The following is a 26,158-nucleotide window of genomic DNA, read 5'->3' as shown; positions in this document are numbered from 1 at the left end:
CTCCTTATATTGGCTCTATTCCACGGGCCTGATCAATGCGCTCAGCTACCCGATAGGCAGCTTCCAACTCCGAGCAGCCGTGTTCTTGCATCAATGTCCAGCGTTCTGCCTTTTCTTCGGGCTCAGTCATGGCAAGGGCGAGGTAGAGGCTCGGTGGGACCGCTCGGAATAACGTTTCGAGCTTTTTCGACAGCACGACCCCCTCGGTGTATTTGCCTGGCTCCTTGCTGGCGGAGAGCAACAAGGCTTTTTGCGCCGGCGTGAGCTTCTTGAAACGGGCGATCTCCTCGATCTCCGCTGGCGGCATGTTCAAGCAAATCCACCACTCAATCATGTTGAGCATGGTCTGCGCGGCAGCTGGAAAGTCGGCAAGGTTCTGCGTCGCCAACCAGAACCAGGCACCGAGCTTGCGCCACATTTTTGTACCTTTGACCACGAATGGCGCCAGCAATGGGTTCTTGGTGATGATATGGCCCTCATCGGTGACCATGATGATCGGTCGGCCCAGGTACTGGTCGCGTTCGGCAAGGTTGTTCACGTTGTTTATCAGGCTGATGTAGCTAATGGACATCTGTGCCTCGTAGCCTTCGCGAGCGTAAGTGGCGAGATCGACAATGGTCACATCGCTCTCGGGCCAAGGCGTGCCCGCGCGATCGAACAGTTCACCCTCGAAACCTTGGCAGAACAGGTCGATGGATTCGCCCATTTCCTGGGCCCGCTCACGACGCTTCTCCGGCAAGTGCGTGTCGGCGGCGACGCGCAGCAAGGCGTCGCGCACGTCGCGGGTCAGTACCTGTCTGCCCGCCGAGACACACGTCTGCGCCGCATCGAGAATGCACTCGCGGATTAAACTGCGATCGGCCCGGCTCAGGCGGGCTTCTTCCTTGGCCTCGCCGCCCGTGATCATCAGTCGGGCGGTGATTTCCAGTTCGCCGAGAATATCGCGCTGGTCTTCGCGACTGGTTACCGCCTCTTCGTCCAGCTCATCGATCGACAGACTCGCCACCTGATCCGGTTGCTCGACCAGGCGCCAGGCATCGGCGAAGGGGGCGAGACTGACTGAGGCGCCAGGTTTTAGCTGCATCTTGTTGACCGACAATCCCAGCGTCGCGAAGTAGTCACCCTGCAAACCAAACGAATTGCCAGCTTCGACGATAAACAGGCGAGGGCGATACACCGCCATGACCTGCATCAGTAGGGTGACTAGGGTGGCCGACTTACCGGCACCGGTCGGGCCGAACAACAGCAGATGGCCGTTCATGGCCCGGTCCAGTCGTGACAACGGATCGAAGCTCAGCGGCGAACCGCCGCGGTTGAACAGGGTGATGCCCGGATGGCCTGTGCCTGTGCTGCGACCCCAGACCGGCACCAGATTCGCCAGGTGCTGGGCGAACATCAGGCGGGTGTACCAGTTGCGTGTGTCGAGAGATGGGTTATAGATCATCGGCAACCATCGCAGGTAGCTGTTGCAGGCCGCGACCTCGTCACCATCGCGTACTGGCTGCAGACCCGCCCCCAACAGTGCGTTGGCAAGGCTTACCGTGCACTGGTGCAACTGCTGTTGATCACGACCGCGTACATAGAACGCCAGCGTTCCCCGGTACAGTTTGTGCTGGCGGCCGATGATCGCTCGGGCTTCTTCAACATCCTGACGAGTCTGGGTCGAGGCCAGATTTTCACCGATGGCTTTGCGCGCCAGGCGGTTTAACTGGTCCTCGAGTACATCCTGTGGTTTGACCACCAGGGTCAGGCTCATCACCGTACCTTCAGGCAACTGGTCGAATAACGCATTCACTGCGTCGCCCTTACGGGTTTCTCCGGTGAGTTGACCAATCAACGGTGCCCGGCGCAGTTTGTCCACCACCATGACCCGGTGGGGCTGATCGTCGAAGTACCAGAGTCCGTGTTGCACATCCGAACGCGGTTCATTGAAGAACAGCCGCTCGGAAAAGTCATGATCGAAGGGCAGATCCAGCGACTCACCGTCGCCCGACTCCGGATAGGCCACGCGGCGGTAGAACTCCTCGGGCGCTTCATCGGTGAGCCTGGGGGCGGGATTGAACCAGGGCAACAACCAGGCATACAGACCTCGGCCATCGACTCGCGTCGATTGCACCCCGCACGCCTGCAACGAAGCCGCGATACGTTCGCAAGCCTGATGCAGGGATTGCACCGGGGTGAGTCCTGCCTCCTCAGCGTCAGACTCAAGCCAGCGATAGACCACCAGGCGCACCCGGCGGTTATTGCCACGCCAGGGCAGGCGTGTCACCACTTTATCCTCAAACAGACCGCCAGGCTTGGCGATGGCCTTCAGATGACGGCGGCTGAGTTCCAAATACGCCTCAGTGAAGACCGTGCCTCGCGCGCTATCCTGAACATAGCCAGTGAGCCGGTTCAGGTAGGGGGTGAAATCGTTGTCGTCCTGGCAGAAAAACTGCGCCACCCAAGGCGCTTGATCCAGCTCGTCAAAGCTATCCTGCAGGGCATCCTCAAGGGCATCACGGGCTGCCATCAGCCAATCGGGCTCTCGCCCTTCGGTGCCGATGGGTAGTAACTCGAACACCGCACCCACCGAACGATTGTCATCGAGCAGAAAACACTGCTCGGTGTCGAGGTATTCGACCCAAGGCAGGTGATCGGTGAAGCTGGGGTTGTGCGCGTACAGTGCGGCTTCATCGGCCAGGGTGGCCCGAGGGCGCAATGGGTTGCGCCAGGCTTTCCACGCAGGAGTGCGGTTGCCCGAATCGCCGGTACGCACTACAAGTCTTCCTGACGTTCACCGGGCTGCGCGTACTGCACGCGTTGGTAAAACGGAAAGACCGTCGAGTAACCCGGGACCGGCGCCTGCTCGGTTCCACTCAAGTGGGGATATACGTACAGCACCAGATCGGGATTGGGTAGGCGGGGAAATAGGCTGCGGATCTCATTCGCTACTGTGCGGGTGTACGGTTCCTGGAAATATGCGGAGAGGTCTGCCTGAGCCAGCGGTCGTCGTAACTGCTGCCGGGCATCCAGCAGTTGCTGCTGAGTGCCTTGCGAACCGGCGGCGTTCCAGATGTCCAGCATGGTTTGCTCGCCATGGGGCAGCAGCGCCTCCTTGTCGGTGGAACACCCCGCCAAGACCAAACAGAGCAAGCTAATCCAGGTCAGGCAGGGAGGCATGGTTTTGTTCATGGCGAACACTCCGGCCCTTGGGCTCGTAGTCGATGGTGATCTCATGGTCGAGGTGCAGTGCGACTTGTGCGGCGGGTGGCACGTACACGGCGGCAAAGGCCTCGCCATACAGCTTGTTGACCCACTCGCGGATGTCGCTGACCCCACCACTGAGGATTGAATTCAGTGCACTGTTACCAGTGCTATTGGTGACCCCGAGCGTACTGCCGCCCGAACTGATCACGCTGCTGTTGTTCTGCTCATGCCCAAGTAGGGCGGCGACACCGGCACCGGCTGCGGTGACCAGGCTCTGGCTGCCGAGGTATTGCTGGGCGTTCGACCGGCGCTCGCCAGCGATGCAAGGAATGCCATACGGATCGGACAGGTAGCCGAGTCCACCGCGGATCTTGTCGGTGTTCGAACTCTGGGTGACGGAGGCATTGCGGCTGGCTATTGCCTGTGGCTGAGGCACCGTGCGGATGGTGCCGTCTATGAATACAAAGGTGATCGACTCGACTTGCCCGCGCACGCAAGACAGGGTCCAGTCACCGGACGCCGTGCCACTCATCACGGCCCCCGCGACGTCTGGCAGGTCGATACCGTTAGCAGTCAGGTTCTCGGAGCCGACCAGTACCTTGAAGGGGTAGGGATCATTCACCGTGCCGTCCACTGGAATTCTGCCGATCAGCGCGGTCATGGCGACCGAGCCCATCAGCGTGGCATTTTCGGGAATGGTGTAGATCGGTTTTGCGCCGTCGGTACGGTCAACGGATCGCGTCAGGTCACGCTCACTCTTGGTGACCGCACGCAACTGTTTCTGGCTGCGATCAATAGCGTTGTCTTTCAGGCCTTCCAGCGAGTTGAAGGCGGTAGGCAGGCTCAGTGCGGAGGAGGTCTTGGCTTTGCCTCGGGCGTCGGTGGCCAGAGCATCCGAGGGCTCAATCCACTGTATCGTGTCACCGGCAGGATGGGGCCCCTCGAACTGAGCGCCATCGCCCGGCTGAAGCCCCAGTCCGATCGGCAGATCCTGACCCTTGCCGGTCAGCCCGGACAACTGATCCTGCAACTTTGTCAGCAGCCCATGGGCCTGACGACTGTCTTGTTCAGCTTTGAGTCGGGCTTCGTTGGCTTGTCGGCGGCCCTCGTCGACCTGCTGGGTCACACTGCCGAGCGCGGTCTGAATGCGCGAATCGACACTGTTTTCCCGTTCTCGCAGGCGGTTGTTCTCGGTTTGTAGCGAATCATTTTGTTTCTTCAGGCCGAGCATATCGCTGCGCATCGCCTTCACTTGGCCGACCAGAGTGGCGACAGTGTCGCGGGGGGTATCACCCGCGATGCCTAGAGACTTGGCCTGTTCGGAAGACAGAGCAATATTTTGCTGGTCGCCTGATATTTTCGGCATGCTGCCAGTGCCATCCGCGACCCAGGTTTTCAGGATGATCAGTACCACGGCCAGTAGCGCACCCGGTACCAGCCATTTGAGCAGTGCGTTAGCGTTCATGGCCGCCACCTTGCGTAACAGATGGGATCAATAGGACTGCTTGTTCGAGACCTGCGCCGCGGGTGACGAGGTAGGCGACTGTGGTGTCTTCAGCGGTTCCAACAGGCCCGAGGAAAACATGCTGGAATGATGCGGCGAACAGCTTTGCCTGAAGTCGGCGAGGATCGAGTTGCACCGTCTCCGAACCATGATTGCGCAACTTCACCGCTGTCACCCAGTAATCACCGAGTCGCCAGGCGGCGATGGGTATGCTGGACACGTTTTCGGTCGGCAACAGGGTTGGCAGTTCGGTGCGCAGCTTGAGCGGTACGCGGCGTATGCCGGGTAGGGACTCGACGGTGCGCAGCTGCGCATACAGGCTTTGCGCGGCGTAGCGCGTCAAAGCGACCGGGATCGGCGTACGCGCTGGAACAGGGACGGTGCTAGATTCCGTCTCGGTAGCCTGCACCGGAGCATTCTTGAGAATACGCACGGGCTCCAGCGGTTGATCACTAGGCGTAGCCGCGATATCCAGCAGGATGATCTCGCCGGTCGCGACCGATTGCAGTTGCAGTCGGGTCGGGGCAATGGCTTCCGACGCGCGCAGGTACAGTGAGCCGCCGGTTGATTGCACACGCAGCTTGCCCGCCAGGGATGAGGGCACACCGACTCGAACATTCTCATCGACAAAGACCACCCGCTCCTGATTGATTACCAGCGGGACCGCGAGGGGGAGGCGCTCCCAGTGCATCAGCTCGACGGCCTGCGCTGCAGCTCCCCATAGCATCAGTGCAACGATGAGTCCCAGGGTAAAAATCCGCTTCATGGCTCAACTCCAGGCAGGGAGATTTTTTGCGGAGTGCCCTGATAACAATCCAGTGCAAGCCCCCACTTATTGCGTTCGGGGTCCAGATCAAAACGCACCACGCGTAATGGATAACGCACCACCACCCGTTTCACCGGTTCGGCGGCGTAATACTCATCGGCGTTGAGGTCGAGCTTGACCAGCCAGCTGTCGCGATCTAGTTGCTTGACCCTGAGTTCCGGATCTTCGCTGTAGCCTCGGCCCAGAATTTCGTAGACGCCACGCACCCGCTGGCGCAGTTCGCCGGCGGCTTTGCGGTACTCGTAGTCGCCATCGAGGAAGGCCTTGCAGGAGGGTGTCAGGTAGGACTGCAAGCCATAGATAGCGCGGCGATAATCCTGCTCGCCATCCAAGGGCCAGCGGTTGAGTTGACCGAAGATGTACAGGGCAAAGGCATAGACATTCTCTGAGGGGATATCCCACCACTTGCGAGTGCTGCCCGAGCGCAGATCCGGTGGTACATGCACAGTCAGATCGGTCGGTGCCGAGCGCCAGCCATACCAGAGTCCGGCACAGACCAGGGCGAGGATAATTACCGCCAGACGCAGGCTGAAGATATGGGCCTGTTGGGCATCCACCTTGTTCCGAAATCGGCTCATGGTTGCCACGGGGACAGGGCAGGGCGCAGTCGACGCGAACGGCGGACCGTCCAGGCGCCGGAGTGCAGGATTAAACTCCCGCGGTTTAGACGCCAACGGCTGGCGAGTACCCATTCGAGTTTGCGGTACAGCCAAGTCTCGGGGCGGGCCCGTTTGGCCCGACGCAAAAGCGTGCCACCGGCAAATAACACCACGGCCATGCCTGCGATCATGCTGGTCGGCGCCACGGCAATGGAAGTGCTGGCGATCGCTAGAGGAACGCCCAGAAGCAGGCCAAGTACTGCGCCGGTACCTAAAGCAATCCACATCTCATCATTGGTCAAACCGCGTAATACGGCAGGATCACGATTGAGCCGCTCTGGTAGAAAGACCAAGGTTCCGTCGGCAAGGTGTTCGATAGCGTCGTTCATCCCCACCTCACAGAATCGCGGCAGCCTTGGTCAGGAACCAGATGATGATCACCACTAGCAGGGCGCCGATGCCGACTACGGCGCCGAGGTCTTTCCAGGTCTTACGCTGGTTCTGCACGTCGGCATAGACGGTTAGGGAGTGCCAAGCCACACCGAGAAACGCGAGCAGGGCGATCAGCAGGCCGAGCAGGATGCCGCCATCATAGGCGTAGTTCTTGATCGTCTCGATCAACCCGGAACCTTCGCCGCGCGAAGGGGCTTCCATGGTGGGTAATTGGGCAAAAGCCAGGCTTGGACCGAGCACCAGCAGCAGACCGATCAAGCGCTGGCTCGCACGATCACGCAGGTTGTTTTTCAGGGGGACAAGGCACTTGAGCATGACGGCGATCTCCGGGGTTAGGAAAGGGTGAAGAACATCAGGACCAACAATGTGAGCAGCACGCGCGCGGCGCTGCCGCCAAACGCGCCGAAGCGCACACTGCCTGCTGCCCATCCCCGGTAAGCCGTCCACATCACCCAGGCACACCACAGCAAAGCCAGGACCAGAACCAGGGACAGCCAGAGCGTCGAACTGCTCTGCGGCGAGAAGCCCGAGGCGTTTTGGAACGCTGAGCTCTGCGCGTCAGTCATGCTCATGGCGAGGGCTTCGCGTGCGGCGTGTCGAGGCGGTAATCGCCGACCAGCTCACCAGGATCGCGAGGTTGAGCACGAGAGGGGGACAGATAGTCCTGTACACCTTGGCGGATGCGTCGGATGTCCTGAGTCAGCCGGGGATAGTCGAAGCGATAGCGATCGTCGGGTTCAGCCGTACTGGCTGCCTCAGCTTGCCTTGCAAGGCGTTCGATAGTGTCGAGTTGCTGCAGAATCAGACTGAACTGACCCTGCTCATGGGCGGAGGCGGCATAGCTATTGCTATGGACGATAGTCACCGAGAGTAGTAACAAGCAGCGAAAGACGGTAGTTGGCATGATGCTGGCCCATATGGATCTGGGAACAGAATCAAGTTAGAGGTCGAATTCTTCAGTAAGAAACCTGAGGTGTGATGAATCGCTTTTATGAAAAATTACTGGAGAATTTACTTACAGCTATCTGGCCTTCGACCGCCGTAGAGAGTTGAGGCTGGGTGTATTTCACTCTCAATGACATTTGCTGACAACGGTATTTGCCAGGAAGCTTGAAACCGTCGGCTCTCACCAGTAGCTGATTGAGAACGCGTAATCATGAGCGCGGGGAATGGCCAACGCAAAAAAGCAAAGGGACAGATTAATTTTTGAGCAGGAGGCGATGGCCTCTACCAGAAATAACTCTGCCCCTTCGGGAAGCTGCAGCCCTAAAGACTCCGCAAGCGATTACTGCTGAGTAATGTTATACCCTTCAAATGCTGTCTGTTGCTGAATGGCGGTAACGATGTTCTTGCGAGTGGCGGCTTGCTCTGCACCTTCGCCATCCACAAAAATTTCGCTTTGCAGTTCGGCCAGGTCACCGTGGCCCATGAATGCAAAGCCGAGGAACTCATACGCTTCACGGTCCATATTCGGTTTCGAGCGCGGCGTGCGCATTGGCAAAATGACGCTCGCGCCGTCCTTGCTGATGGTGAACACTTCGACCTCTTTCTTGGCGCGAAGGACCTTGCCCTTGCCGGCACTAGGGTTGCTGATGGCTTGATGGGTATGATTTAGCACTTTGAGCGCCAGGCCGTAGACCAGCTCTTGGAAAGCTGGGTCGTCCTTATAGCTCGACAGAATCCGGCTGATAGGGAATTTAGTGCTCAGGTCTTCCAAGGCTGCGATATCGGCGGCTTCTTCGTCCTTGAGACGCTTGAGCACACCCATGAGCTCGTAGGCTTTGTCGTCGTCAAAACTGTCATGTGCCTGGCGAATCGCCGCGCGCAGTTCGCGAATCTGGTCGCTCTCTTTCGAAGTGTGGAAGGTATCGAGGACCATCTCGCTGATGGTTTTGGCTTGAGGCACATGCTTTGAAAGATTGATGGCTTTTTCGTATTCGGCCTTGAAGGACGAGGGGATTACGGCTTCATCGGTATGGGAATCAGGCATTGAAATTTCGCTATTTCATTAACTAGGCTTGAGGCACGAAAAGCACTGAGCCTTTCGGGCCGAGTAATCTATTGGACGTGCGCGACGTTGTCACGGGAGAACCGGCGAGCGGGGCAAATTATTGTAACTTGTCACACAGCAAGAAGAGCTAGAGCAAAACCTGATGCGGCTCCAGCCAATAGCCAGCTAGGGGGGCTTCAACCTGACGACGGAGTGTTCCTCAGAGGAGTTCACCAGCAACATCTATAGTTAGGTAGCGTATATGGGCAGTATTGGGCCAACTGGGTGGCCGATATCGGTGACGTCGAGATACGTAGGACGGAACATCTATACCTTCAGCCGTAAAAATGGCGTAGATGACATTGTGCTAGACCCGATCCCCACCGTCCTACAAAACTCAAGCTCGGAACTAATCTGCTCGGAGCATTGCTGGTGGTAGTGCGTGACCAACGCTTTGCTGAAGCCTATCGATCAAAGTGGGTCTTTCACTATTGAACACGCATCATTGCAGCGTCAGATGTATTTTTTGAACGTCGCCGCCGTGATTGCCATGGTCACCCCAAGCAACACGGAGCAAGGCAGAAATACCGCCATTGGATTGATCGAAAAGGGCAGGGACAGGTAAATGATCCAGGGCACGATTAGCAGTGGTATCACTGCTCGTTTAGCTCGGTGATAGACGAAGCTACTTTCTCGCCCCGCGCCGAATTTACGCAGGTCACGGCGCATCAAGCCATCCACAAAACCGGTGAACATGGCCAGCAAAAACAGCGGTGTGGCCAGGGCCAGAATAATCAGGCGCACCACGAAGGTGAAGGTGACATACATCGCCGCCAGCACAAAGTCCTCAATGCTTATGTAGAGCTGATTGATCCAGCCCCAGAAACCGTTGCCCTGGCCCGATACCCGCGCTTGCTGGGCGAAGTCCGCAAAGCCGGTCTTGACCAGCAGCCACTGGTAGAGGAAATCCAGCACCTGGACAACCGTTTGCCCTGGCTGCTGGATGATTAGTGACGATTTGAAGTGCTCACTGAGCCAGCCTAGTTCGCTATTCAGCATCGCTTGACTGTGCCTCCAGCCTTGATCGCCCCAGAACAGTAGCAGGCCAGCGAACTCGATCAGGATCGAGAACAGCAGCGAGGCGAACAGCAAGCCGATGATGTGCAAGACCGAGCCAATCGCCGAGACAATCAGCCCTGGGCGCTGGATCGGTTGCGGCGGGGGGCTGTTAGCTGAAGTCGCCATCCTTTACTCCGGGGCTGACGTCGTCACGGCGCCTCCTGAGTGGGAGCACTCGAGCCCCCCGCCTCGACAGAGCGTGGCACTCCTACTCGATCTGGATCAAAGTCGAGCGTTGGACCGCCGCCGCTTGTGCTCCACCATTGCCCGGCCTGCTCGTTGTAGGCCGCCCGCATCCGTTGAGTGAGCTCCTGCAGATCCTTGGGCATGGCATCGTCGTTGGAGGGTTTGGGCAACGGCATGCGGATTTTCCACAGCTGACCACCGGCCTGAAAGGAGAACATTTGCCCTTTGGGCAAACTGACGATATGAGCTGGCTCGATCAGCGGCACGCTGGTGCTGCTAACACGGTCCTGCGAGGATGAAGTGAAGTCTGTATTGGCTTCAGGATCGGAGGTGTCAGTCGCACCCGACACCAGGGTTCTGGTTAGCACGTTGACCTTGGGCAACTGCTGGGTGAGCAGCTCCGCGGTGGCGGTCTCGCGCACGCGGAGCATCTGCAAGGTATTGAAGTTACCAATGACCTGGCCGGCCTTGGCGCGGTTACCGATTCGCGCTTCGATATCACTGAGGGTCTGGGTGTAGGCCGTCACCTGAATGCCGGCGCCACCGCCCTTATTGATCAGCGGGATGAATTCATCACCCATCAACTCGTTGAACTCATCGGCGTGCAGGTTGATTGGCAGCTTATCGCTGCTGCTGCCCGACTGGGGCAGGCCATGGTCAATACCGTGCTTGTAGATGTGCCCAGCCACCGAGACCAGATCGGCGAACATGGAGTTGCCCACGGCGGCGGCCACTTCTGCGTCGGTCAGCGCATCCAGACCGACGTAGACGATCCCGCGTTTTCGGATGATCTGCATCCAGTCGAAGATTGGTCGCGGGTCATCTAAATCGGTGTAGTTGGGGGCCAGCAACTGGGCGGTCTTGCCGGTGGTGAGTTTTTCCAGCAGCGGCAGCAGCGAAGCAACGATTTTGTCGAAGTAGGTGCGGTCATACCGCACCGCGGAACGCAGTCCGTCCAGTACCGGATCGAATACCCGCTTCACTGCCAGGTACTGCTCGATGGCCACCACGCGCTTTTCGCGCCCGATCATATGCCGGGGAATGTTCTTCTCGGTGAGCTTGCCTTCGAGTTGGACGATCACTTCCCAGGCTTTCGGGTCGGTCTTGGCGAAAAACTGCTGGGCGTATTCGATGAACAGTGCGTCGATGTTGACCACATGCCGTTGGATCTGCAGGTAGTCCGGGCGTCGGCCCAGTTCGATCAGTGCACGGGCGATGATGTTGACGAAACGCCAGGCGAATTCACGGAAGGCCGCAGAGTTGCCTTCACCGCTGAGTTGTCCGGCGATGCGTGAAGCCACCTCCGAGATGCGTCCGAAACGTCCCACGGCGTTGTAGCGGGCAGAGATCTCCGGCCAACCCAAATGGAAAACATAGAACTCCTTATCCCGGCCGGCTCGCCGGGCTTCGACGTACATGCGCTTGAGCAGGTCGGCATCGCCCTTAGGATCGAAGACGATGACTACCTCGTGCTCGAGGCGGTGAATGTCCTGGGTGATGTATACCTCGGCGAGCCGTGTTTTGCCGACACGGGTGGTGCCCAGCACCAAGGTATGCCCGACCCGTTCGCCCAGTGGCAGACTGACCTCCGTTTCATCGGGCTCGACCCCATGTAGCAGTGGTGAGCCGCCTACTGGAGGTAACGGGCGCAACGGATTGAAGGTATTGTCCCAGGCAGTGACACGTGCCAGTGTCGAGAGTGGATACGGTGCATGTTCCAGGCGCCGTTCGAGTCCACGAGCCAAGCGGTAGTGGGTTGGTTGATCGACATAGCGTGCGACAGCCGGATCTTGGGCCTCGACCAGGCGCTGGGTGTGCAGGCGAGTCCAGCGAAAGCCGAGGCCCATAAACAAATGCTTACGGCTGACAGGAATCTGTCGGCTGGTCAGTTCGTAGCGGGGCAGCCGACGGATATTGCGCCGATAGCGCAGCACCTCCCAGGCTTGTCGTAGCCGGATAAGGCCGAACAGGGCATAGGCCAGCGCTGCAACCAGTCCGATCTCGGGTGACAGGGCCACGGCCCAGGGCGAGTACACGCACAACACTGCAGCAGCGATGCAGATCGCTACGGTGTACAGCTCCACTGCTGGCCGGAGTTTGGACTCCATCGCATGCTTGGCCATGACCTGGACTCACTGTTCCAGCGAGGTGGCGGTGATCAAGACGGGGTAGTGCTCGATCTGCAAGCGGCTGGCGATGTCGTTACCGTTGACCGGTAGGATGGTGACGCCCGGAGCTACTGCTCGGATCCGGGCCAAGGCTTCGGTATCGGCCACTTCGATAGCTAGGCCGACGGCACCCATTTCCTGCAGTTCAGCAGCGCGTTGACTCAGCCAAGTCAGCGACTGGGGATCGTCACCCACCAGAAAGAAGGGGTGCAGGCCAGGCATGTTCAGGGAGCGAGGCGTGACCGGGCCGGGGCTCAGCCGAGAACTGCTGACGGGCAGTATCCAGGCCTCATCGGCAACCACGGACAGGTCTGCATGAATAAGCCCGTTAACCTGAGCTCTGTCATTCGTTTGAACTCCCGACACTCGAAGGTAGGGCTGGGTGAAATCGTCGCCCAGCCCCTTGACAGTACTCAGTTCGGCTTGGGCGAAAGGTGCCGAGAGCAGGATGAAATACCAGGTAAGGGGTATTCGTTTCATGGTGGTGTGCCCTGTTCTAAGGACGTTAGCAGCCGTTCGAGTTGCCGGGAAAAACCGGTGCGGTAGCGTGCGGCTGACGCGCCTCCTGCCGGGCGGTGGTAGCGTCCAGCAGCTGACACCCAATCACCGGTGGCGGCGTGATGCTCATGCAACAGCGCGGCAGTGACCGCAAGATTTCGGTAGGGGTCGAGGGCTTCGCAGGGGCTGGAAAAACGTTGTCCGTGGTAGCCCAGATTGGTTTGTCCGAGGCCGGCATCGATCCGCGTGGCGTCATTCTGGGCGAGCGCCTGAAGCAAGGCGTGACAGGCGCCCTGGCGAGTGGTGAAGCGATAGGGTGTGCCGGCTATGTTCAGGGTCCAAGGCCAGGGCAGCAGTCGACCACGGACGCGGATACCACTTTCCTGCAGGGCAATCGCGAACAGAACCATAGAAGGGATGTCGGCGTCATGCGCCGCCAGTTGGTAGGCAGGTGGCGGAAGTTCGTCTGCCTGGACGGCGAGCATTGTCAGCATGAGCGCAAGGCCACTCAGTCGAGGCGTTGCCATTGTCCGTTCACCTGTTGGAAAGTGGCGGGCAATGGCCCCGGTGCGCCCAAACTGAACCAGCGACCACGGTCATGGTTCAGGGTGATCTGCCGGCTTTGAACCTTGGCTGGGTCGATGTCTGCTTGCCGACCCCAGGTGCGGACGCGTTCATCCTCAGCTTGGCTGCCCACCAGGTAGATATCGAACTCCGCGCCACTGCTTTGCAGGCGCTGCGCTTCGGCGTTACACGCTGGGCAGTGATCCTCTACAAACAAGGCTGGGCGAGTGGAGACCGCTGAGCTGGCCGGAGATGGGGACGTCATGCCCTGGATCGGGAGCAGTCCGGGAAACAGCTTGGCCCAGGCAGCGGTGTAGGCGCTCTGGTAGGCCAGTTCGCGCTCAGCCCGTTTGGCTTCCAGTGCTACCTGCAATTCGGCGTAACGCTGGCGTTCCTGATCGGTCTCGGCTTCGACCCCGAGTGCAGTCAACGGATCGAGATTCGGGCTCCAGAAACCACGGGGACCCGCTTGGATCTGCTCGAAGCGTGACCACTCCTGCTCTGTCAGCCCCCAGTTCGCGGCTTGCGTCGTGTGGGAGCGTTCCAGAGGAATCGACTGTATGTCCTGGGGCAGTGACTGAGCCGTGGCGGTATCACCCACCGCAGAGCCGATGGCAAACATCGACGTGAGGCAGAAGACGGCGGGCAGCAGCACTCTGTTCATGATCGCCTCTCAAGGGAGTAGCACGGTCTGGTCTGGTTGATCGGCCACCGCGAAGATGGCTGAGTTCGGCTCCAGCACTTTCAGGTGCCAGGCTCCCAGTTGCTCGCCGTTATGCAGCAGCCGAACATCCATGAGAGAGCGACTGTCATGACGTGCGACCGCCAGAAAACGCTCACCACCACGGGACTCGATACTCAACACCGAGAACGGTGGTGAGAGCGGGATAGGTTTGGGGCGAGCCGTCTGTTTCGGTTTGGCTGCGGAAGACGTCGGTGGTGGGATTGGTAATTGGGTCTTGAGGTCCAGGAGCTGCTGCTCGACGTGCTCAAGGCGTGCGCGTAGCGCCGTCATGTCTGCCTCGGTGGCACGGGCTGCCAGACCATCGCGCAGTTTCTGTATCTCTTGCGCCCACTGATCCAGCATCGGATCGAGGGTATTGGCCTGTTGCTCACCGGAATCGACCATCTGCCTCAGGTCTTTCAGCGCGTACTGCAGTTTCTCCTGTACGTCCTTGAGGGCGCTTGAATCACGTTGCAGGGAGTCCAGCGTTTGTAGGTGTTGGGTGGTCGTGCTCTGCAGTCCGGACACGCGCTGATACTGGTTATACAAGCCACCGCTCAGCCCGGCGACCGCCAGACAAAGCAATCCAATGATGAACGTTTGAAATGTCGAGGCTTTCATGGGCGCGCCTGCGACTGGAGGGCCGGGGCAGGCATGACCGGCGAGATGGCAATAGCTGTTTTTTGCTGTTCGAAGCAGATCGAGCGGCTGACTTCATCAACCGTGAGTTGCCACGCCGGACCGGCCAGCACCTGTAGCGCGTCGTGCAGGGTGATCGGCCCAAGCCGGTAATGGGCTGCCGGCAGGGGGTGAGTGAAAAGAATCTTCACCGACGGGGTTACTGGGCAGAGCGAATAACCCGAGCGCTGCAAAACGTACTGGAGGGCATCCTGCACCGAGGGGTTCAGGTTGGAGGGGATGCTCACGTCGATGATCTGGGCGAGAAGCTTCCGTTGCTCCGGGGTGGGCGCGGTGCTGACCAACGTGTAGCGGCCATAACGAATCTCGGGCTGGAGATTGTCTTCCGCCATCGGTCCCAAGGTCTGGAGTTGACTCGACGGCGTGCTGCTGATCGCCATGGAAGGGGGCAATGATTTGGGAGACTGGGTGGTGCAGGCGGTCAATAGGCCCAGCAGGCAGACCGAAACGAGACGACGATCCATGGAAAAAACCTCATGCCAGATTCAGTGCAGAATCTGGCATGAGGAGATGGGCACATCAGTGTAAAAGTCGACTCACGAAAGGTCGTTTAAAACCGATGGTGTCATGTCGTCATTCATCGAATACCGTAAGCCCAGCCAAGACGGCGGCGTCGGGATCGAAAATCAGTAATCGCACATCTGCCAATGCCGCGAGGTACAGCACTTCGACCAACGCTGCAGGTGTGCCAGCATCGAGTTGTTCTTGCCTCAGGGATGAGTAAGGACGGTCCTCGATGTTCAGCAAACTATCGTCGGTCCAGGGTGTGCCGATCAGCTTGCACCCAACGCCGTTGCAGTCTGGCAGGGCAAAGGGTTCGAACAGCAGCCCCGTTGGCCTGGACGCGAAATTGCCAACTCGGCTTTCCAAGTAGTGCAACGCGTCGTCAGGGAGGTGTACCGTACTGATCTCCCACGCCCGACTGTAGTGTCCGGTCTCGAAGTTCAAGCGCTCTATCAGCGTTTGGGCTTGCTCCATGGAGTACAGATCGCCGACGTGATGCCGCTCATTGAGTGTTTCGCCGATCACGGCGTAGATCACCTGCCGAATCAGTCCAGTGCAAGGGCAGTGTTCCGCCAGATCCTCAGGGACGGAGTGCCCTTCGTTGATCAAGGCAAAATCGTCGTTGAAGAGACAGGGGAACAACTGCACCTCATCGTCGGACAGGTCAGTTTGTGAGTCATGCAGTGGTCGGTAGCAAGGTGGACAATCATCTTCATAGGTGATTAGCAACAGCCGTTCGATATGCAGTCGTTCGTAACCGCGAACAAATGGGTTTAAGTCGGGCTGCTGGGCTGGAGCTCGAAGTGTTGAGTTCATGACGCTTCTCCGGAAAAGAAACAAGGCGCCCGAGAGCGCCTGTGAGGGTTAGAGCCAGCCGTATTCGGCGAAGGAAAGAGGTCGGCCGGCGCCAACAATGAAGTGGTCGAGCACGCGGACTTCAACCAATGCCAGGGCCTCTGTTAGCCGTGCGGTCAAGACACGGTCCGCCTGGCTGGGTTCAGAGCATCCTGAGGGATGGTTATGGGCCAGAATGACAGCTGCGGCGTTATGGGCCAGTGCGCGCTTGACGACCTGTCTTGGATAGACCCTGGTGCCATCGATGCTGCCGTAGAACAGTTCTTCGAACTGCAGTACACGGTGCTTGGCATCGAGAAACATCACTGCGAATACCTCATGCTCTTGCTGGGCAAGGTGCAGTTTCAGGTAATCGACCACTGCGTCAGGCGCGGTGAGTTCAGGCCCTTGCGTGAACAGCCTGCGATCAAGAATCGTCAGGGCCTCGCCAATCACCCGATTTTCTTGGGCAATACGTTCGGCCTCGATGTGTGGTGTTTCAATCAGCGTGAGCTGGATGTTCATGGTGGTACCTCCATAGTGAAAGCGGGGTACACACCCTTGGGGAGTGGTATCCCCAAGGTGGATGAGTGGTTGAGTCAGTGCGTTCGGCGTGATCTGCGTTTACGCCGAGTCGGCTCGTATCGATCCCAGAGCTTGCGTCCCAGGTCCATGAAGTACGGATCGTTTTCTCCGTAACGGTTGTAGCTCGCCAACATGTCCATGAGGATCTGCAGGTGCTTGGTATCGAAGCTGGCAATCCAGTCCAGTCTGCATTTCCACTCCTCACCGTTGTAGAGGCTCAAGACGCAGAGCGACAACCGTTGGACGACGCTGTAGTCATGCTGCAGCAGAAGGTCTCCATGCTTGGCGAAGGGTGAATCGGTAAAGTCGCTGTTCATGAGAGGCTCCTTTTACAATTGAGTGAATCGGTGCCGTTGGCCCACCAGGCAGGAGCCACAACCGTCGCAGGATGTTTGGGAAAAGCTGTGTATGCCCAACCTTGTCTCGGCGTCGAAGTCAGCACTGATGGGCATCAGTCGCACTAATCTTTCACGAAGAGTGGCGATGCGTTTGTCGACCTCTTCCGTCGTGTAGTAGAGCGACAGTGTGCTGTAGTCCTCGTAGGCCGAGGCGAACAGGCAGTCGTCGCAAAGCCAGAAGGATTCCATGAGGGGTCTCCTATTCTGAGTGAAGAAAAGGCGCTCGACGGAGCGCCTTGCTGAGGAACATCGCGGACTGTTCAGACGGACTGAACGGTACGGGTGGCGTCACGGCGAGCCGTGCGGGGAGTGGGTGGAGATTCAGGTTCGACCCGAGCCTCTGTTGGGGTTTTGCGCTCCTCGGTTTCGGCATCAGCCGACGTTGGGCATGGCTCATCATTCGGCGCTTGCTCAGTAGGCGCTGTTGCTTCCTGCTTGGCGGGCGCTTTGTATTCGAACGTGCCGTTGACCTTGATCCAGTCGATGAACAGCAAACGGCCTTTTAGGCTTGCACCGGGTTGGCCCTGTTTTTCACCTTTGGTGTAGAGGAAGGGATCGATCCACAAGTCCCCAATGCGAAATGACACCAAGACCTTTTTCTCGGCCTGGACGGCATCCGCATAGAGTCGGATCAAACGTTCAGCTTCACCCCCCGCAACTTTGCAGTCGAAGCGGGTGTATTCCACCGCATCGGTGGCACCGTGCAGGGCGGCGATATCGCAGGCCATGAACGGCTGGCCGCGGCGGACTTGTACTTCACGAACACGGTTGAGGTAGCCGATACCGACGGTGTGCAGATTGAAGTAGGTGGACGCTTCTTGGGGTTGGTTGGCGTGGGCCATGGTAATTCTCCTGTTTCAAGGGGAAACGGAGACGCACAACCCCTAGACGGGAAGTGAGCCCCCGTCAGGGTGGGTAAGGTAAAGGTGAACGACGAACTTCCCGCTACCGGCAAGCCGATGACGATCAGGTCGATGCTTCTGGGGGAATAGCGGTAAAGTAAAAGAGGGTCCGCAGTAGTGGGCCGCAGACCTGGGGTAGTAGGCATTCATTACCGCTGAAGCGGTAACCGTGCGAGCTTCCGAACGCTGATCGCACTTGGGTAAACCACCACGAGCGTGGCGTAGCCTTGAAGGTTCAAGCTACCTGGGCTGGGCTGTCAACGACAGCGAACCACGCCTTTTGTATAAGCCTGTCAAAGGAGAGCGTCAAGGCGCTTCCTCCCGATTTTTTACGCCTGGAATACAGTGGCTATCACTGGAAAGAAAAAATGAAGAGTCGGCCTGACAGGGCGCCAGGCGAGGAACAGAAAAGCCACCTTTGACGGTCTTGCGCAGTCGAAAAGCTCCTCGCAAAACTGGATTCACTGCGTCACGATTCGCCAACCGACCCTTGTCGTGGCCTAGGTCGGAATAAGCTGGCACGCATCCGCGCACAAAGGGTGCCCAGTATTTCCCCGGCGGGCTCCGGGACTGAATACGATCGCCGAAGCGGATGACCGCTATAGCCTGCAGGAGGCAACAGTGGTCATCCGCTGCCACGATCAGGTCACGCACAAAGTGGGAAAGTTACTCCAATGAGGAAAAGGCTCCGAACTCTAAGAGTCCGACCGAGCTGCCCGGAGCTAATCGGTCTTGGGTCGCCATTGGCGATGAACCGGAGGTACTACAGCAGAGGGGGCGTGACAGCGTCAAGTCAACGGCACAACTCCAGATGTGCGGCCAATCTTTCAACCGTTTTCCCAAGATCGATCCTGACTTATAGGCGGTGCATCATTTGCGATGTGTCTCTTTTCTGACGGGCAAAGTTCCCTTGCAGGTCGGGTACTGGGAACAAGACCAGAACAGCCCTGATTTTCCCTTACGTTTGAGCATTGAGGCGTTGCAAACAGGGCAGGCCGGGCCGGTTTCGACAGGCACTGCCAACGTGAGCGTCCCGCAATGTTCGACCAATTGCACAATCCAAGCAGCCTGCTTGGCGACGAATGCATCGAGGGTCAGGCGTCCCGCTTCGATTTCGTCCAGGGCCTGTTCCCAAATCGCGGTCATACCCGGATCTGCGACCGCCGCAGGTACTGCCTCAATCAAGGTATGGGCAGCCGCAGAGGCCATTAAAGTACGTTTTTTCTTCAGCAAATAACCACGGTCGATCAAACCTTTGATGATGCTGGCCCGCGTGGCTTCGGTGCCGATGCCGGTGGTGTCCCGCAGTTTTTGTTTCAGGCGTGGGTCGTTGACCAGCTTGGCCACATTTTTCATGGCCTTGATCAGATCACCCTCGGTGAGTGGTTTGGGTGTGGTGGTCCGCATGGCCTTGAGTTCGGCGTCGCTCACTGCGCACGGCGTGCCCTGTTGCAATACCGGTAATACCTGAGACTTTTGACCGGGATCTTCGTCCTCGGCGGCGTCGTAGAATAGGCCTTTCCAGCCTTGGACCAGGATCTGTTTGCCAACGGCGGTCAACTGCTGTCCACCACACTCCAGTTCGACCTGGGTTCGATCAAACTCATGATGCGGAAGAAATTGCACGAGGTAATGGCTACGGATTAACTCGTAGATATTGCGTTCTTGTTCGGACATCCGCGCCAGGCTCGCCGGTTCGGTGGTGGGGATGATGCCGTGATGAGCGGTGACCTTGGCATCGTTCCATACGCGGGAGTGCAATGATCGGTCAAGTCTACCGAATACGGGCCGCAGCGCGGGATCCGTTTTGAGTAACGCATCGAGTACTGCGGGTACCTCGTCGAACATACTCTCCGGCAAATAGCGGCAATCACTGCGCGGGTAGGTGGTGGCTTTGTGGGTTTCATACAGAGCTTGAGCGATGTTCAGGACTTCCTGAACGCCAAGCCCCAGCTTGCGCGAGCAGACTTCCTGTAGCGTGCTCAGGTCGAAGGGCAGGGGCGACGCTTCGCGGAAATGCTCAGTCTGCAGCGAGAGTACCGTGGCGGCGCGACCATCAGTAATTCTTTGGACCGCCTGGCGGGCAAGTGCCTGCTGCAGGCAACGACCCGTCTCATCGCGTCCCTCGCTTGGCGGTAACCACGACGCGATGAATCGCTGCCCCATCGACGACAAGTGCACATCCACATCCCAGTAGGGCATCGGGACGAAGCTGGCAATCGCACGATCCCGATCGACCACTAGACGTAAAGTGGGTGTCTGGACGCGTCCAACTGACAATACACCGTCGTAGCCCGCCCGCTGGCCGAGGAGGGTAAACAAACGACTCAGGTTCATGCCGATCAGCCAGTCGGCACGGCTGCGGGCCAGGGCTGAGTGATAGAGCGAGAAGGTCTCCTGACCAGACTTCAGCGAGGACAGTGCTTTGCGAATCGACACCTCGTTGAGTGCGGACAACCAGAGGCGCTGAACGGGTCCTCGATACTTGCAGAGTTCCAGTAACTCGCGGGCAATCATTTCACCTTCGCGATCGGCGTCGGTGGCGATGACGACGGTGGTAGCTTCACTGAGCAGGCGCTTGATGACTTTGAACTGTGCCGCAGTCTTGGGTTTGACCTCAACCTGCCACTGCGCGGGAATGATCGGTAGATGATCCAACGACCAACTCTTGAATTGTTCGCCATAGGCTTCAGGCGGTGCTGTCTCCAGCAGGTGGCCGATACACCAGGTGACGGTTGTCTCTGTGCCGATCAGGCAACCATCACCACGTCTAGTGGCCTCGAGTACCTTGGCGATGTCTCGACCTTGGGACGGTTTCTCGCAGAGGAAGAGGCGCATAGAACTGCTCCGGATGGGGTCCGGAGCAGAGTCGTTGGAAACAGCAGTTGCGAGATATGAGAAACCTGAATTGCAGGTTCCTCATATTAGTCCGTAAGGGCAGGCTTGAAGAGTCCGAGGTTGCTACCCCGTTGTAGCGTGGACGACAGTGTGGATCCTCACGAGCAGTGAGTAATGACAGGCCAGCAACTTCGCGCAAAGGCGCATTTTCTATGCCTAATGCTCGTCATTCCGAAGGTGGCGGCCCTCTACGCTTTTTGGGTTTCGACGCAGGTGAACTGGCCTGTTCTGTACTTTGCCCGACGTGTGTCGCAGATGTCGCCGATTCACTGGATCGTTCCCGCATGACCACGCTGTGCACCCGGTGAGGCAGAATGCCGACTCGACGGGCCTCGATCTTGAAGGTCACCCTCGCATTGTCTTCGCTGTCCTCCCATTCGTCGCGCACTGTGCGGCCTTCGACCAACACACGCATACCTTTCTGGTACAGCGTGCTCCAGTGTTCAGCCTCGCGGTGCCAGAGCTCAACCGGCGCCCAATAGCCTCCTCGATCTTCATAGCTGCCATCGCGTGGCACGGGGTTGTCGAAGTACACATTCAGCCGCAGCAAACGCCGTGGCTCGTCATTGCCTGATGGAAACTCCTGGAACTCTGGCGCACTGCCGATGTTGCCTTCGCCAACGAAAAAAGTGCTCATCCTAATACCTCCACTGCGGTTGTGAGTTGGCGCAGTAACCGTTCGGCACTGGCCATTTTGATCGCGCAGGTCGTGGCCTGGCGGTAGAGCGAATGCACGACGCTCATCTGCAGATTCAGTGCAATGCGGTCGCCTTCAAAACGGTGCAGTCCTTCGCGTATGGTCTGTGACAGGGCTTTGTTGCAGATCTGCCGCTCCCAGACCGCAACGCCCATGTGGGCGAAGTCACGGGTACGCCAACGCAGGAAGGTGCTGCCAGCGCGGGTGTTCTGTAGTACCAATTGAATATCCAGCAGCGAGTAAGGTGGTCGTCCGACCTGCTGCACGACGGTCTCCATCAGGCGACATAACTGCGCCTCGATTTCCCTCGCCACCTGCGCCAGGTGCTCCAACTCTCCCTTACCCTTAAAGGGCTTTAAAAGGCCTTTTAGGGAGGCAGCGTGTTCAAGCTGTCGATAGGCATCCGGTGTCAACGCATCAAGGGGCATCGGTTGAGCCGGGGTCAGGGGATTCACGCTTCGTCCTCCGGCTCATCCACAGTCACAGACGATTCTCCCGCTTCCTCTGCCAATGCGTCAGCGTCATCCACTGGCACAGCACCATGACGAATGATCGGCGGTGCGAACTGGGAGCGACGAATACCCGTGAGGATGTCCTGCGGAGGCACACCGAACTTTTCGACTGCCGCACAGGCACGGGCATTGTTTGCCGCCATGTCATCGCGCGTGACACCGGCATGACGATAGCGCTGTGCCTGACCGAACAGACTGCGCAGCAGATGGGCGCCGTCGTCGATCCAGGCCTCCATGTCGATGCGGCCGATCAGGGCGGTGTGATGGGCCAGTAGGGTACGGCGCACCAGGGTGTCGTAGTCGGTCAGCAGGTAGACCGCCAGAAAACCCAACTGGCTGCCGATGTACAACGGCAAGGTCACCGGGTGGATGTTGAGGTTGTCGCTCATGTCGATCTGTGTCGGCAGGTCCTGTCTGATCCGATCCAACTGTTGGGTCAGGTCCAGCATCCCAGCCTTGGCCTGCATCAGTTTTTCTTCGAGTTGCACCATGGCCCAGTCGGCATAGGGGTCGTCTTGCGCAGCCATTTGTTTGATCAGGTTGGTGACGCTGATGTAGCCGGCCATGCCCATGATCGAATGGACACCTTCGCGTGCCGTCCGACCTTGCCAGATGCGGGCAGCGTGGTGAGTGTGCAGGGTCAGGGTGATGCTGCTGCGCAATGAACCCAGGTTGAGTTGATAATGATCGGCCACGGTGTTGTCCTCGCATAAGGCTTGGGCGAAAACGTTGCGACAGATGATGGTCGAGGGCAGTCAAAAAGCTGAATGCTGTCTGTTCGGTTTGGTTCGGTCGGTGCAACCTTTGTAGGGGGAAGGGTGATGCCAGCTGCATCATTTTCATGGATAGCTATGGAAATGCTGTTCGGCTTGCATAGGTTCGTACCTTTTTGATCTCACATTAGAACTCAGTAGATTTGATGCCACTGGCATCAAATCTACTGACGTCCAGGGCGTTTGCCGCGCAGTTGGCGTAGCTCACTCAGGCACGCTTGTGCGAGGGCGGATGCAGGTTCGCCCTGTTTTTGGGCCGGGCGTGAGGGTGCTGGAGGGGGAGGCTCCGCAATAGGTGACGGTTCTGTCAGACCTGCCCACGGATGAAAGTCGCCTTTGAGCGCACGCTGGACCAAGCCCATTAGATAGGCCGCTGGCTTGCGGATACTGCCGGCCGCGCAGCGTGCACCGGCTTCGTTGAGCACCGCCTGCCGATCTTTCGGCTTGAGCTTGTTCAACGCCACGGCGACGGCCTGCCGTTCGCTTGGACTCAGGTGCAACGGATCGGGCCAGTGCAGGTTATCCACCGCTGGGGTCGCGCGCGGTACTGTACAAATACTTTCTTTTAATACAGTACAGGCGGCGTTCGGATTCCGAACGGTGCCGGAAATCCTAGTGTTCAGGCCCGGTTCGGAATCCGAACCAGGGACTGCACGATTCCGAACTAGGTGATCACCACCCAGTTCGGAGTCGTGTAAAGCGTCATTGGTTGTCAGATCCAATCCTTGCTGCGTCCAGTGTTCCCCCCAACTATCGAGCCGCGATGGTAGTCGACCGACATCGATATGCGTGTCTTGACGAATTTCTTCCACAACGTGCTGGGCAACTACGCGCACCACCTTGGTGGCATGACCGAGGGCATGTCCGACCAGCTCCAGGTAATCCTGATCCAGTTCTATGGCTTCGGCGGGGGTTAACGGCTCATCGTGCAGGACGTACAGAGAACCTTGTAGGCGCCCGCTGAGCTGGTCTCGGCCACGACTCACCAAGCTGAGCCAGCGCGTCAATCTGAGCATGGTCAAGACGCGAGCAATGGTTTCACGGGAGGCTGATGCACCGTAGGGCACGCTCGACAGGTAGGGCTGCAGGTCCTCATAGCGCGGTGCGACCACGCCCTGGCCTTGCAGCATGAGTCGAAACACCTGCCAAGCGTTTCGCTCCAGCGGCGTCAGTCGATGATCCAGCAGCAAGCGCCGCGGTACGACTTCGTGTGATTGACCGCTGAACAGAAAGCCAGCCTGCAGAGCCTGGTTGGAGGGTTTTTCAGCAGTAGGGTGAGTGGGCCAGCGGTCACTCATCTGCTGGGTACACTGGAGTAAAACGCGCTGCCAGCGATTGGAAGGGGCAGTGTTCATGTTCCGTTGCTGTACTGGTCGATCTGCTGCCAAACGATGGTCAAGCTGATCTGTTGCTCCTCCGCCAGCATCATCATGGCATCGAGCTGATCCTCGGTACCGTCTTGCGCGCGCAGCTGACACCAGCGCTGCCAGAGTGCATGCTCCTGCGCTTCGCTCAAGTGCTGAGGTCGCCCCTTGCGGGTTTCTATTTTGAGCAGCCGCCGACGCATGGCCGTTTCCGAATGCGCCAAGCCGAAATATTGATACATGATGGTGCTGCTGGCACCCAGTTTGAGCGCTCGGTTGATCAAGCGCTCGTTCTGCTCGTCACGATCGGCTTGTTCGATAAGCCGGTGGAGTACCTGCGAGTCGATCTTGATCTCGACCCAGGACACGGTGGCATGGGCCAGGCGCGACAGCGTGCTGGGCGGCAAGGATTGGAGCAAGTAGATGTCTTCCTCGCCCAGTCCGAGCGCTTTGCAGCGCTGCAAATTACCCAGGCGCAGTTCATGCAGTACCTGGGTCAGCATGGCCTGGTTGAGCGCATTGAATGACAGGCTCATGGCAGTTCCTCCGGTGAGTCGTCTTCAGGGATAAGCGTTAAGTCGATCAGACGACGGGCCAAGCGGATCAAGCGATACAGTTTGAGTAATAGACTGTCGGGTAGTCGCTCCAGGCCCACGTCCATGACCGGACGATCCGTCAGCGGGAGTTGGTAGACCCCCAGCAACAGTTGGCCGAACAAAGCTGAGGGCAGTTGTTTGCGATCTTCCCAGTTCACCTCGTCTTGAGCGCGCAACAGGGCTAAAAGCAGCAGATGAACGCCGGTCGCGCGCGATGTTGCAAGATCCAGTCGCTCCATATCGAGGGTGAAACCCAATCCATATTGCTGATTGATGATGCTCTCGGGACGTCCGGCATACGTCGCCATTTCCCGCGCCAGAGCGGCGATGGCTAAACGCAGTTGCTCTGGGGTATCAAGCGCTGGTGCGATGGTCCAGATATCGTCGATCGCGCAGGCTTCGACGGTCGGTGCTGCTTCAGTGAGCGTCTCACGATTGATCTGCTCGCGGATCTGCTGTACGCGTGATAGAGGACTGACCGCTGATGCGACATTCGTTTCAGGCAGTTTGGGCAGCTCTTCTGGCGTCGGTCTGACCTGGGCTCCAGGCTCGGTCGATTTGAAGTGGGATTCGTGAGAAATGGGCTGGAGTTTGTGCTCCGAGGTCCTAAACTCGGAGGGTGGAGGTCCAGTCGCGGCTTCATCATCGCTCGGCAGATGGCTGTTCTCTGAAGGCGTGGTGACGACAACGCCAGGCGTCGATATGGCGTGTTGGGTATCGCTCATATCCAAGGCCAACATACGGTAGGGCTGACCGAGCAGTCGACTCATTCGCTCGAGCAGCTCATCCTGAATATGTTCAAGGTTGAAGGCCTCAAGTTCGGCATCGAAGTAGGCTAGGGTATCGAGCCAGAACTCTGGGAACGTAAGGGCGGCGGTTGGATAGCGATTCCAGGTTTGCTCTGCTTGTCTACGCAGACTGATCAGACGCTCGATCTGGGGCTTACCCAATCCCGCATACAGCGTTTGCGGAATGGCAGGTAGTAGGTATTCGAGGGTGTCGAGCATTCGGCTGATGTGTGACTGCGAAACCGGATACCCCCCAGCCGCGAGGCGTTTTGCCAGTTCCCGTTGCGAGAGTATCGTCCCATCCGGTTCGAGCATGGCTTTGAGTTTAGCCACGGCCAGCGCACGCTCGATGAAAGTGAGTTGGCCGTGCAGATCGCTTTCGGCCAGATGGCCGAGTAGAGCATTGATTTCATTGGTCCATGGCCGGAACAGGCAGTGAATACGAAAGAAGCGTTCGTCGCGGGTTTCTTGCCACAGCTCGCCGAGAATCGCCAAACGAGTATTGCCACCGTTGCGGATGATGAAATAGGTTTCTCCTGGGCGGCGAGTAATAGGTGGCGATTGATCCAAACCACGTTCACGGATAGATGCCTTGATATCGTCGTACAGCGGATTCCGGATGAAGCGCGGGTTGTGCTCATAGGGCCGCAACTGCTCCAAAGTGACCAGCATGGGAGTGTCGGTGAGTGGATCGGACAGCCGCTCCAGCTCCGGGCCCCGAGGAAAGTGGTCCTGCTGCAGCTTGCTGTTGATATCCTCCTGGCTGGGTTTCTTCATTTGAAAAACCT

The 26,158-nt window shown here is 58.4% G+C and carries 29 protein-coding genes; all 29 read right to left on the bottom strand.

Annotated elements, in window-relative coordinates; all coding sequences use genetic code 11:
- Window positions 1-4: 4 nt before the first annotated feature.
- Complete coding sequence (locus JN756_RS21520; protein WP_250690851.1) at window positions 5-2,758, bottom strand: conjugative transfer ATPase; 2,754 nt, start codon at window positions 2,756-2,758, stop codon at window positions 5-7.
- Complete coding sequence (locus JN756_RS21515; RefSeq protein ID WP_250690850.1) at window positions 2,758-3,174, bottom strand: TIGR03751 family conjugal transfer lipoprotein; 417 nt, start codon at window positions 3,172-3,174, stop codon at window positions 2,758-2,760. The genes JN756_RS21520 and JN756_RS21515 overlap by 1 nt, the downstream gene beginning before the upstream one ends.
- The gene (locus JN756_RS21510) at window positions 3,137-4,654 is read right to left on the bottom strand and encodes a TIGR03752 family integrating conjugative element protein (protein WP_201021326.1); all 1,518 of its coding nucleotides are present in this window, start codon (window positions 4,652-4,654) and stop codon (window positions 3,137-3,139) included. Before JN756_RS21510 ends, JN756_RS21515 begins: the two co-directional genes overlap by 38 nt.
- Window positions 4,644-5,459 (bottom strand): TIGR03749 family integrating conjugative element protein, encoded by an 816-nt coding sequence (locus JN756_RS21505; RefSeq protein WP_201021325.1) that lies wholly within the window; start codon window positions 5,457-5,459, stop codon window positions 4,644-4,646. The genes JN756_RS21510 and JN756_RS21505 overlap by 11 nt, the downstream gene beginning before the upstream one ends.
- Window positions 5,456-6,097, bottom strand: coding sequence for a PFL_4703 family integrating conjugative element protein (locus tag JN756_RS21500; RefSeq protein WP_201021324.1), 642 nt, complete (start codon window positions 6,095-6,097; stop codon window positions 5,456-5,458). The genes JN756_RS21505 and JN756_RS21500 overlap by 4 nt, the downstream gene beginning before the upstream one ends.
- Complete coding sequence (locus tag JN756_RS21495; RefSeq protein ID WP_201021323.1) at window positions 6,094-6,507, bottom strand: TIGR03750 family conjugal transfer protein; 414 nt, start codon at window positions 6,505-6,507, stop codon at window positions 6,094-6,096. Before JN756_RS21495 ends, JN756_RS21500 begins: the two co-directional genes overlap by 4 nt.
- A gap of 7 nt (window positions 6,508-6,514) precedes the next feature.
- Window positions 6,515-6,886, bottom strand: coding sequence for a TIGR03745 family integrating conjugative element membrane protein (locus tag JN756_RS21490; protein WP_201021322.1), 372 nt, complete (start codon window positions 6,884-6,886; stop codon window positions 6,515-6,517).
- Window positions 6,887-6,903: 17 nt separating this feature from the next.
- On the bottom strand, window positions 6,904-7,143 hold the full coding sequence (locus JN756_RS21485) for a TIGR03758 family integrating conjugative element protein (RefSeq protein ID WP_201021321.1): 240 nt from the start codon (window positions 7,141-7,143) through the stop codon (window positions 6,904-6,906).
- Entirely contained in the window at window positions 7,140-7,475 is a 336-nt protein-coding gene (locus JN756_RS21480; RefSeq protein WP_201021320.1) for an integrative conjugative element protein, RAQPRD family, read from the bottom strand. The genes JN756_RS21485 and JN756_RS21480 overlap by 4 nt, the downstream gene beginning before the upstream one ends.
- 381 nt (window positions 7,476-7,856) lie before the next feature.
- Window positions 7,857-8,561 carry a hypothetical protein gene (locus JN756_RS21475; protein ID WP_201021319.1) on the bottom strand — a complete coding sequence of 235 codons (705 nt, stop codon included), beginning with the start codon at window positions 8,559-8,561 and terminating at the stop codon, window positions 7,857-7,859.
- Between the two features lie 513 nt (window positions 8,562-9,074).
- The gene (locus JN756_RS21470; RefSeq protein ID WP_201021318.1) at window positions 9,075-9,806 is read right to left on the bottom strand and encodes a TIGR03747 family integrating conjugative element membrane protein; all 732 of its coding nucleotides are present in this window, start codon (window positions 9,804-9,806) and stop codon (window positions 9,075-9,077) included.
- 23 nt (window positions 9,807-9,829) lie between these two features.
- Window positions 9,830-11,989 carry a type IV conjugative transfer system coupling protein TraD gene (gene traD / locus JN756_RS21465; protein WP_201021317.1) on the bottom strand — a complete coding sequence of 720 codons (2,160 nt, stop codon included), beginning with the start codon at window positions 11,987-11,989 and terminating at the stop codon, window positions 9,830-9,832.
- 9 nt (window positions 11,990-11,998) lie between these two features.
- The gene (locus JN756_RS21460; RefSeq protein WP_201021316.1) at window positions 11,999-12,514 is read right to left on the bottom strand and encodes an integrating conjugative element protein; all 516 of its coding nucleotides are present in this window, start codon (window positions 12,512-12,514) and stop codon (window positions 11,999-12,001) included.
- Window positions 12,511-13,059, bottom strand: coding sequence for a lysozyme family protein (locus JN756_RS21455; protein WP_201021315.1), 549 nt, complete (start codon window positions 13,057-13,059; stop codon window positions 12,511-12,513). The genes JN756_RS21460 and JN756_RS21455 overlap by 4 nt, the downstream gene beginning before the upstream one ends.
- Window positions 13,041-13,760, bottom strand: coding sequence for a TIGR03759 family integrating conjugative element protein (locus JN756_RS21450; RefSeq protein WP_052743309.1), 720 nt, complete (start codon window positions 13,758-13,760; stop codon window positions 13,041-13,043). The genes JN756_RS21455 and JN756_RS21450 overlap by 19 nt, the downstream gene beginning before the upstream one ends.
- A gap of 9 nt (window positions 13,761-13,769) precedes the next feature.
- Window positions 13,770-14,441 (bottom strand): chemotaxis protein, encoded by a 672-nt coding sequence (locus JN756_RS21445; protein WP_201021314.1) that lies wholly within the window; start codon window positions 14,439-14,441, stop codon window positions 13,770-13,772.
- On the bottom strand, window positions 14,438-14,983 hold the full coding sequence (pilL2, locus tag JN756_RS21440) for a PFGI-1 class ICE element type IV pilus protein PilL2 (RefSeq protein ID WP_201021313.1): 546 nt from the start codon (window positions 14,981-14,983) through the stop codon (window positions 14,438-14,440). The genes JN756_RS21445 and pilL2 overlap by 4 nt, the downstream gene beginning before the upstream one ends.
- Before the next feature lie 109 nt (window positions 14,984-15,092).
- Window positions 15,093-15,839, bottom strand: coding sequence for a DUF5983 family protein (locus JN756_RS21435; protein ID WP_201021312.1), 747 nt, complete (start codon window positions 15,837-15,839; stop codon window positions 15,093-15,095).
- Window positions 15,840-15,887: 48 nt separating this feature from the next.
- Window positions 15,888-16,382: a RadC family protein gene (gene radC, locus JN756_RS21430; RefSeq protein ID WP_201021311.1), complete on the bottom strand. Its 495-nt coding sequence runs from the start codon at window positions 16,380-16,382 to the stop codon at window positions 15,888-15,890.
- 74 nt (window positions 16,383-16,456) lie between these two features.
- A complete protein-coding gene (locus tag JN756_RS21425) occupies window positions 16,457-16,759 on the bottom strand; it encodes a hypothetical protein (protein WP_201021310.1) in 303 nt (100 codons plus the stop codon).
- Window positions 16,760-16,771: 12 nt separating this feature from the next.
- Window positions 16,772-17,029: a hypothetical protein gene (locus tag JN756_RS21420; RefSeq protein ID WP_201021309.1), complete on the bottom strand. Its 258-nt coding sequence runs from the start codon at window positions 17,027-17,029 to the stop codon at window positions 16,772-16,774.
- A gap of 71 nt (window positions 17,030-17,100) precedes the next feature.
- On the bottom strand, window positions 17,101-17,682 hold the full coding sequence (locus JN756_RS21415; RefSeq protein ID WP_201021308.1) for an STY4534 family ICE replication protein: 582 nt from the start codon (window positions 17,680-17,682) through the stop codon (window positions 17,101-17,103).
- Between the two features lie 930 nt (window positions 17,683-18,612).
- Entirely contained in the window at window positions 18,613-20,580 is a 1,968-nt protein-coding gene (locus JN756_RS21410) for a DNA topoisomerase III (protein WP_201021307.1), read from the bottom strand.
- 226 nt (window positions 20,581-20,806) lie between these two features.
- A complete protein-coding gene (locus tag JN756_RS21405) occupies window positions 20,807-21,277 on the bottom strand; it encodes a single-stranded DNA-binding protein (RefSeq protein WP_201021306.1) in 471 nt (156 codons plus the stop codon).
- Window positions 21,274-21,792 (bottom strand): DUF3158 family protein, encoded by a 519-nt coding sequence (locus JN756_RS21400; RefSeq protein WP_201021305.1) that lies wholly within the window; start codon window positions 21,790-21,792, stop codon window positions 21,274-21,276. The genes JN756_RS21405 and JN756_RS21400 overlap by 4 nt, the downstream gene beginning before the upstream one ends.
- Window positions 21,789-22,544, bottom strand: coding sequence for a PFL_4669 family integrating conjugative element protein (locus tag JN756_RS21395; RefSeq protein ID WP_201021304.1), 756 nt, complete (start codon window positions 22,542-22,544; stop codon window positions 21,789-21,791). The genes JN756_RS21400 and JN756_RS21395 overlap by 4 nt, the downstream gene beginning before the upstream one ends.
- Window positions 22,545-22,786: 242 nt before the next feature.
- Complete coding sequence (locus JN756_RS21390; protein WP_201021303.1) at window positions 22,787-23,977, bottom strand: STY4528 family pathogenicity island replication protein; 1,191 nt, start codon at window positions 23,975-23,977, stop codon at window positions 22,787-22,789.
- Window positions 23,974-24,522 carry a DUF2857 domain-containing protein gene (locus tag JN756_RS21385; RefSeq protein ID WP_046481910.1) on the bottom strand — a complete coding sequence of 183 codons (549 nt, stop codon included), beginning with the start codon at window positions 24,520-24,522 and terminating at the stop codon, window positions 23,974-23,976. Before JN756_RS21385 ends, JN756_RS21390 begins: the two co-directional genes overlap by 4 nt.
- A complete protein-coding gene (locus tag JN756_RS21380) occupies window positions 24,519-26,147 on the bottom strand; it encodes a ParB family protein (RefSeq protein ID WP_046481912.1) in 1,629 nt (542 codons plus the stop codon). Before JN756_RS21380 ends, JN756_RS21385 begins: the two co-directional genes overlap by 4 nt.
- Window positions 26,148-26,158 lie beyond the last annotated feature (11 nt).

The organism is Pseudomonas sp. Y39-6 (genome assembly GCF_023651955.1).
Lineage (GTDB): Bacteria > Pseudomonadota > Gammaproteobacteria > Pseudomonadales > Pseudomonadaceae > Aquipseudomonas > Aquipseudomonas veronii.
Note: the sequence above shows the minus strand (reverse complement) of the source record. Positions and strands in the feature narration are given on the sequence as shown.

Excerpts from the sequence above, each read along its gene's own strand:
- JN756_RS21450 (WP_052743309.1), bottom strand. The coding sequence starts at position 13,760 with ATGAACAGAGTGCTGCTGCCCGCCGTCTTCTGCCTCACGTCGATGTTT.
- JN756_RS21500 (WP_201021324.1), bottom strand. The coding sequence starts at position 6,097 with ATGAGCCGATTTCGGAACAAGGTGGATGCCCAACAGGCCCATATCTTC.
- JN756_RS21420 (WP_201021309.1), bottom strand. The coding sequence starts at position 17,029 with ATGGAATCCTTCTGGCTTTGCGACGACTGCCTGTTCGCCTCGGCCTAC.
- JN756_RS21425 (WP_201021310.1), bottom strand. The coding sequence starts at position 16,759 with ATGAACAGCGACTTTACCGATTCACCCTTCGCCAAGCATGGAGACCTT.
- JN756_RS21515 (WP_250690850.1), bottom strand. The coding sequence starts at position 3,174 with ATGAACAAAACCATGCCTCCCTGCCTGACCTGGATTAGCTTGCTCTGT.
- JN756_RS21475 (WP_201021319.1), bottom strand. The coding sequence starts at position 8,561 with ATGCCTGATTCCCATACCGATGAAGCCGTAATCCCCTCGTCCTTCAAG.
- JN756_RS21405 (WP_201021306.1), bottom strand. The coding sequence starts at position 21,277 with ATGAGCACTTTTTTCGTTGGCGAAGGCAACATCGGCAGTGCGCCAGAG.
- JN756_RS21445 (WP_201021314.1), bottom strand. The coding sequence starts at position 14,441 with ATGAAAGCCTCGACATTTCAAACGTTCATCATTGGATTGCTTTGTCTG.
- JN756_RS21385 (WP_046481910.1), bottom strand. The coding sequence starts at position 24,522 with ATGAGCCTGTCATTCAATGCGCTCAACCAGGCCATGCTGACCCAGGTA.
- JN756_RS21415 (WP_201021308.1), bottom strand. The coding sequence starts at position 17,682 with ATGGCCCACGCCAACCAACCCCAAGAAGCGTCCACCTACTTCAATCTG.
- JN756_RS21470 (WP_201021318.1), bottom strand. The coding sequence starts at position 9,806 with ATGGCGACTTCAGCTAACAGCCCCCCGCCGCAACCGATCCAGCGCCCA.
- JN756_RS21460 (WP_201021316.1), bottom strand. The coding sequence starts at position 12,514 with ATGAAACGAATACCCCTTACCTGGTATTTCATCCTGCTCTCGGCACCT.
- JN756_RS21435 (WP_201021312.1), bottom strand. The coding sequence starts at position 15,839 with ATGAACTCAACACTTCGAGCTCCAGCCCAGCAGCCCGACTTAAACCCA.
- JN756_RS21485 (WP_201021321.1), bottom strand. The coding sequence starts at position 7,143 with ATGAGCATGACTGACGCGCAGAGCTCAGCGTTCCAAAACGCCTCGGGC.
- JN756_RS21455 (WP_201021315.1), bottom strand. The coding sequence starts at position 13,059 with ATGGCAACGCCTCGACTGAGTGGCCTTGCGCTCATGCTGACAATGCTC.
- traD (WP_201021317.1), bottom strand. The coding sequence starts at position 11,989 with ATGGCCAAGCATGCGATGGAGTCCAAACTCCGGCCAGCAGTGGAGCTG.
- JN756_RS21380 (WP_046481912.1), bottom strand. The coding sequence starts at position 26,147 with ATGAAGAAACCCAGCCAGGAGGATATCAACAGCAAGCTGCAGCAGGAC.
- JN756_RS21390 (WP_201021303.1), bottom strand. The coding sequence starts at position 23,977 with ATGAACACTGCCCCTTCCAATCGCTGGCAGCGCGTTTTACTCCAGTGT.
- radC (WP_201021311.1), bottom strand. The coding sequence starts at position 16,382 with ATGAACATCCAGCTCACGCTGATTGAAACACCACACATCGAGGCCGAA.
- JN756_RS21510 (WP_201021326.1), bottom strand. The coding sequence starts at position 4,654 with ATGAACGCTAACGCACTGCTCAAATGGCTGGTACCGGGTGCGCTACTG.
- pilL2 (WP_201021313.1), bottom strand. The coding sequence starts at position 14,983 with ATGGATCGTCGTCTCGTTTCGGTCTGCCTGCTGGGCCTATTGACCGCC.
- JN756_RS21495 (WP_201021323.1), bottom strand. The coding sequence starts at position 6,507 with ATGAACGACGCTATCGAACACCTTGCCGACGGAACCTTGGTCTTTCTA.
- JN756_RS21410 (WP_201021307.1), bottom strand. The coding sequence starts at position 20,580 with ATGCGCCTCTTCCTCTGCGAGAAACCGTCCCAAGGTCGAGACATCGCC.
- JN756_RS21505 (WP_201021325.1), bottom strand. The coding sequence starts at position 5,459 with ATGAAGCGGATTTTTACCCTGGGACTCATCGTTGCACTGATGCTATGG.
- JN756_RS21480 (WP_201021320.1), bottom strand. The coding sequence starts at position 7,475 with ATGCCAACTACCGTCTTTCGCTGCTTGTTACTACTCTCGGTGACTATC.
- JN756_RS21490 (WP_201021322.1), bottom strand. The coding sequence starts at position 6,886 with ATGCTCAAGTGCCTTGTCCCCCTGAAAAACAACCTGCGTGATCGTGCG.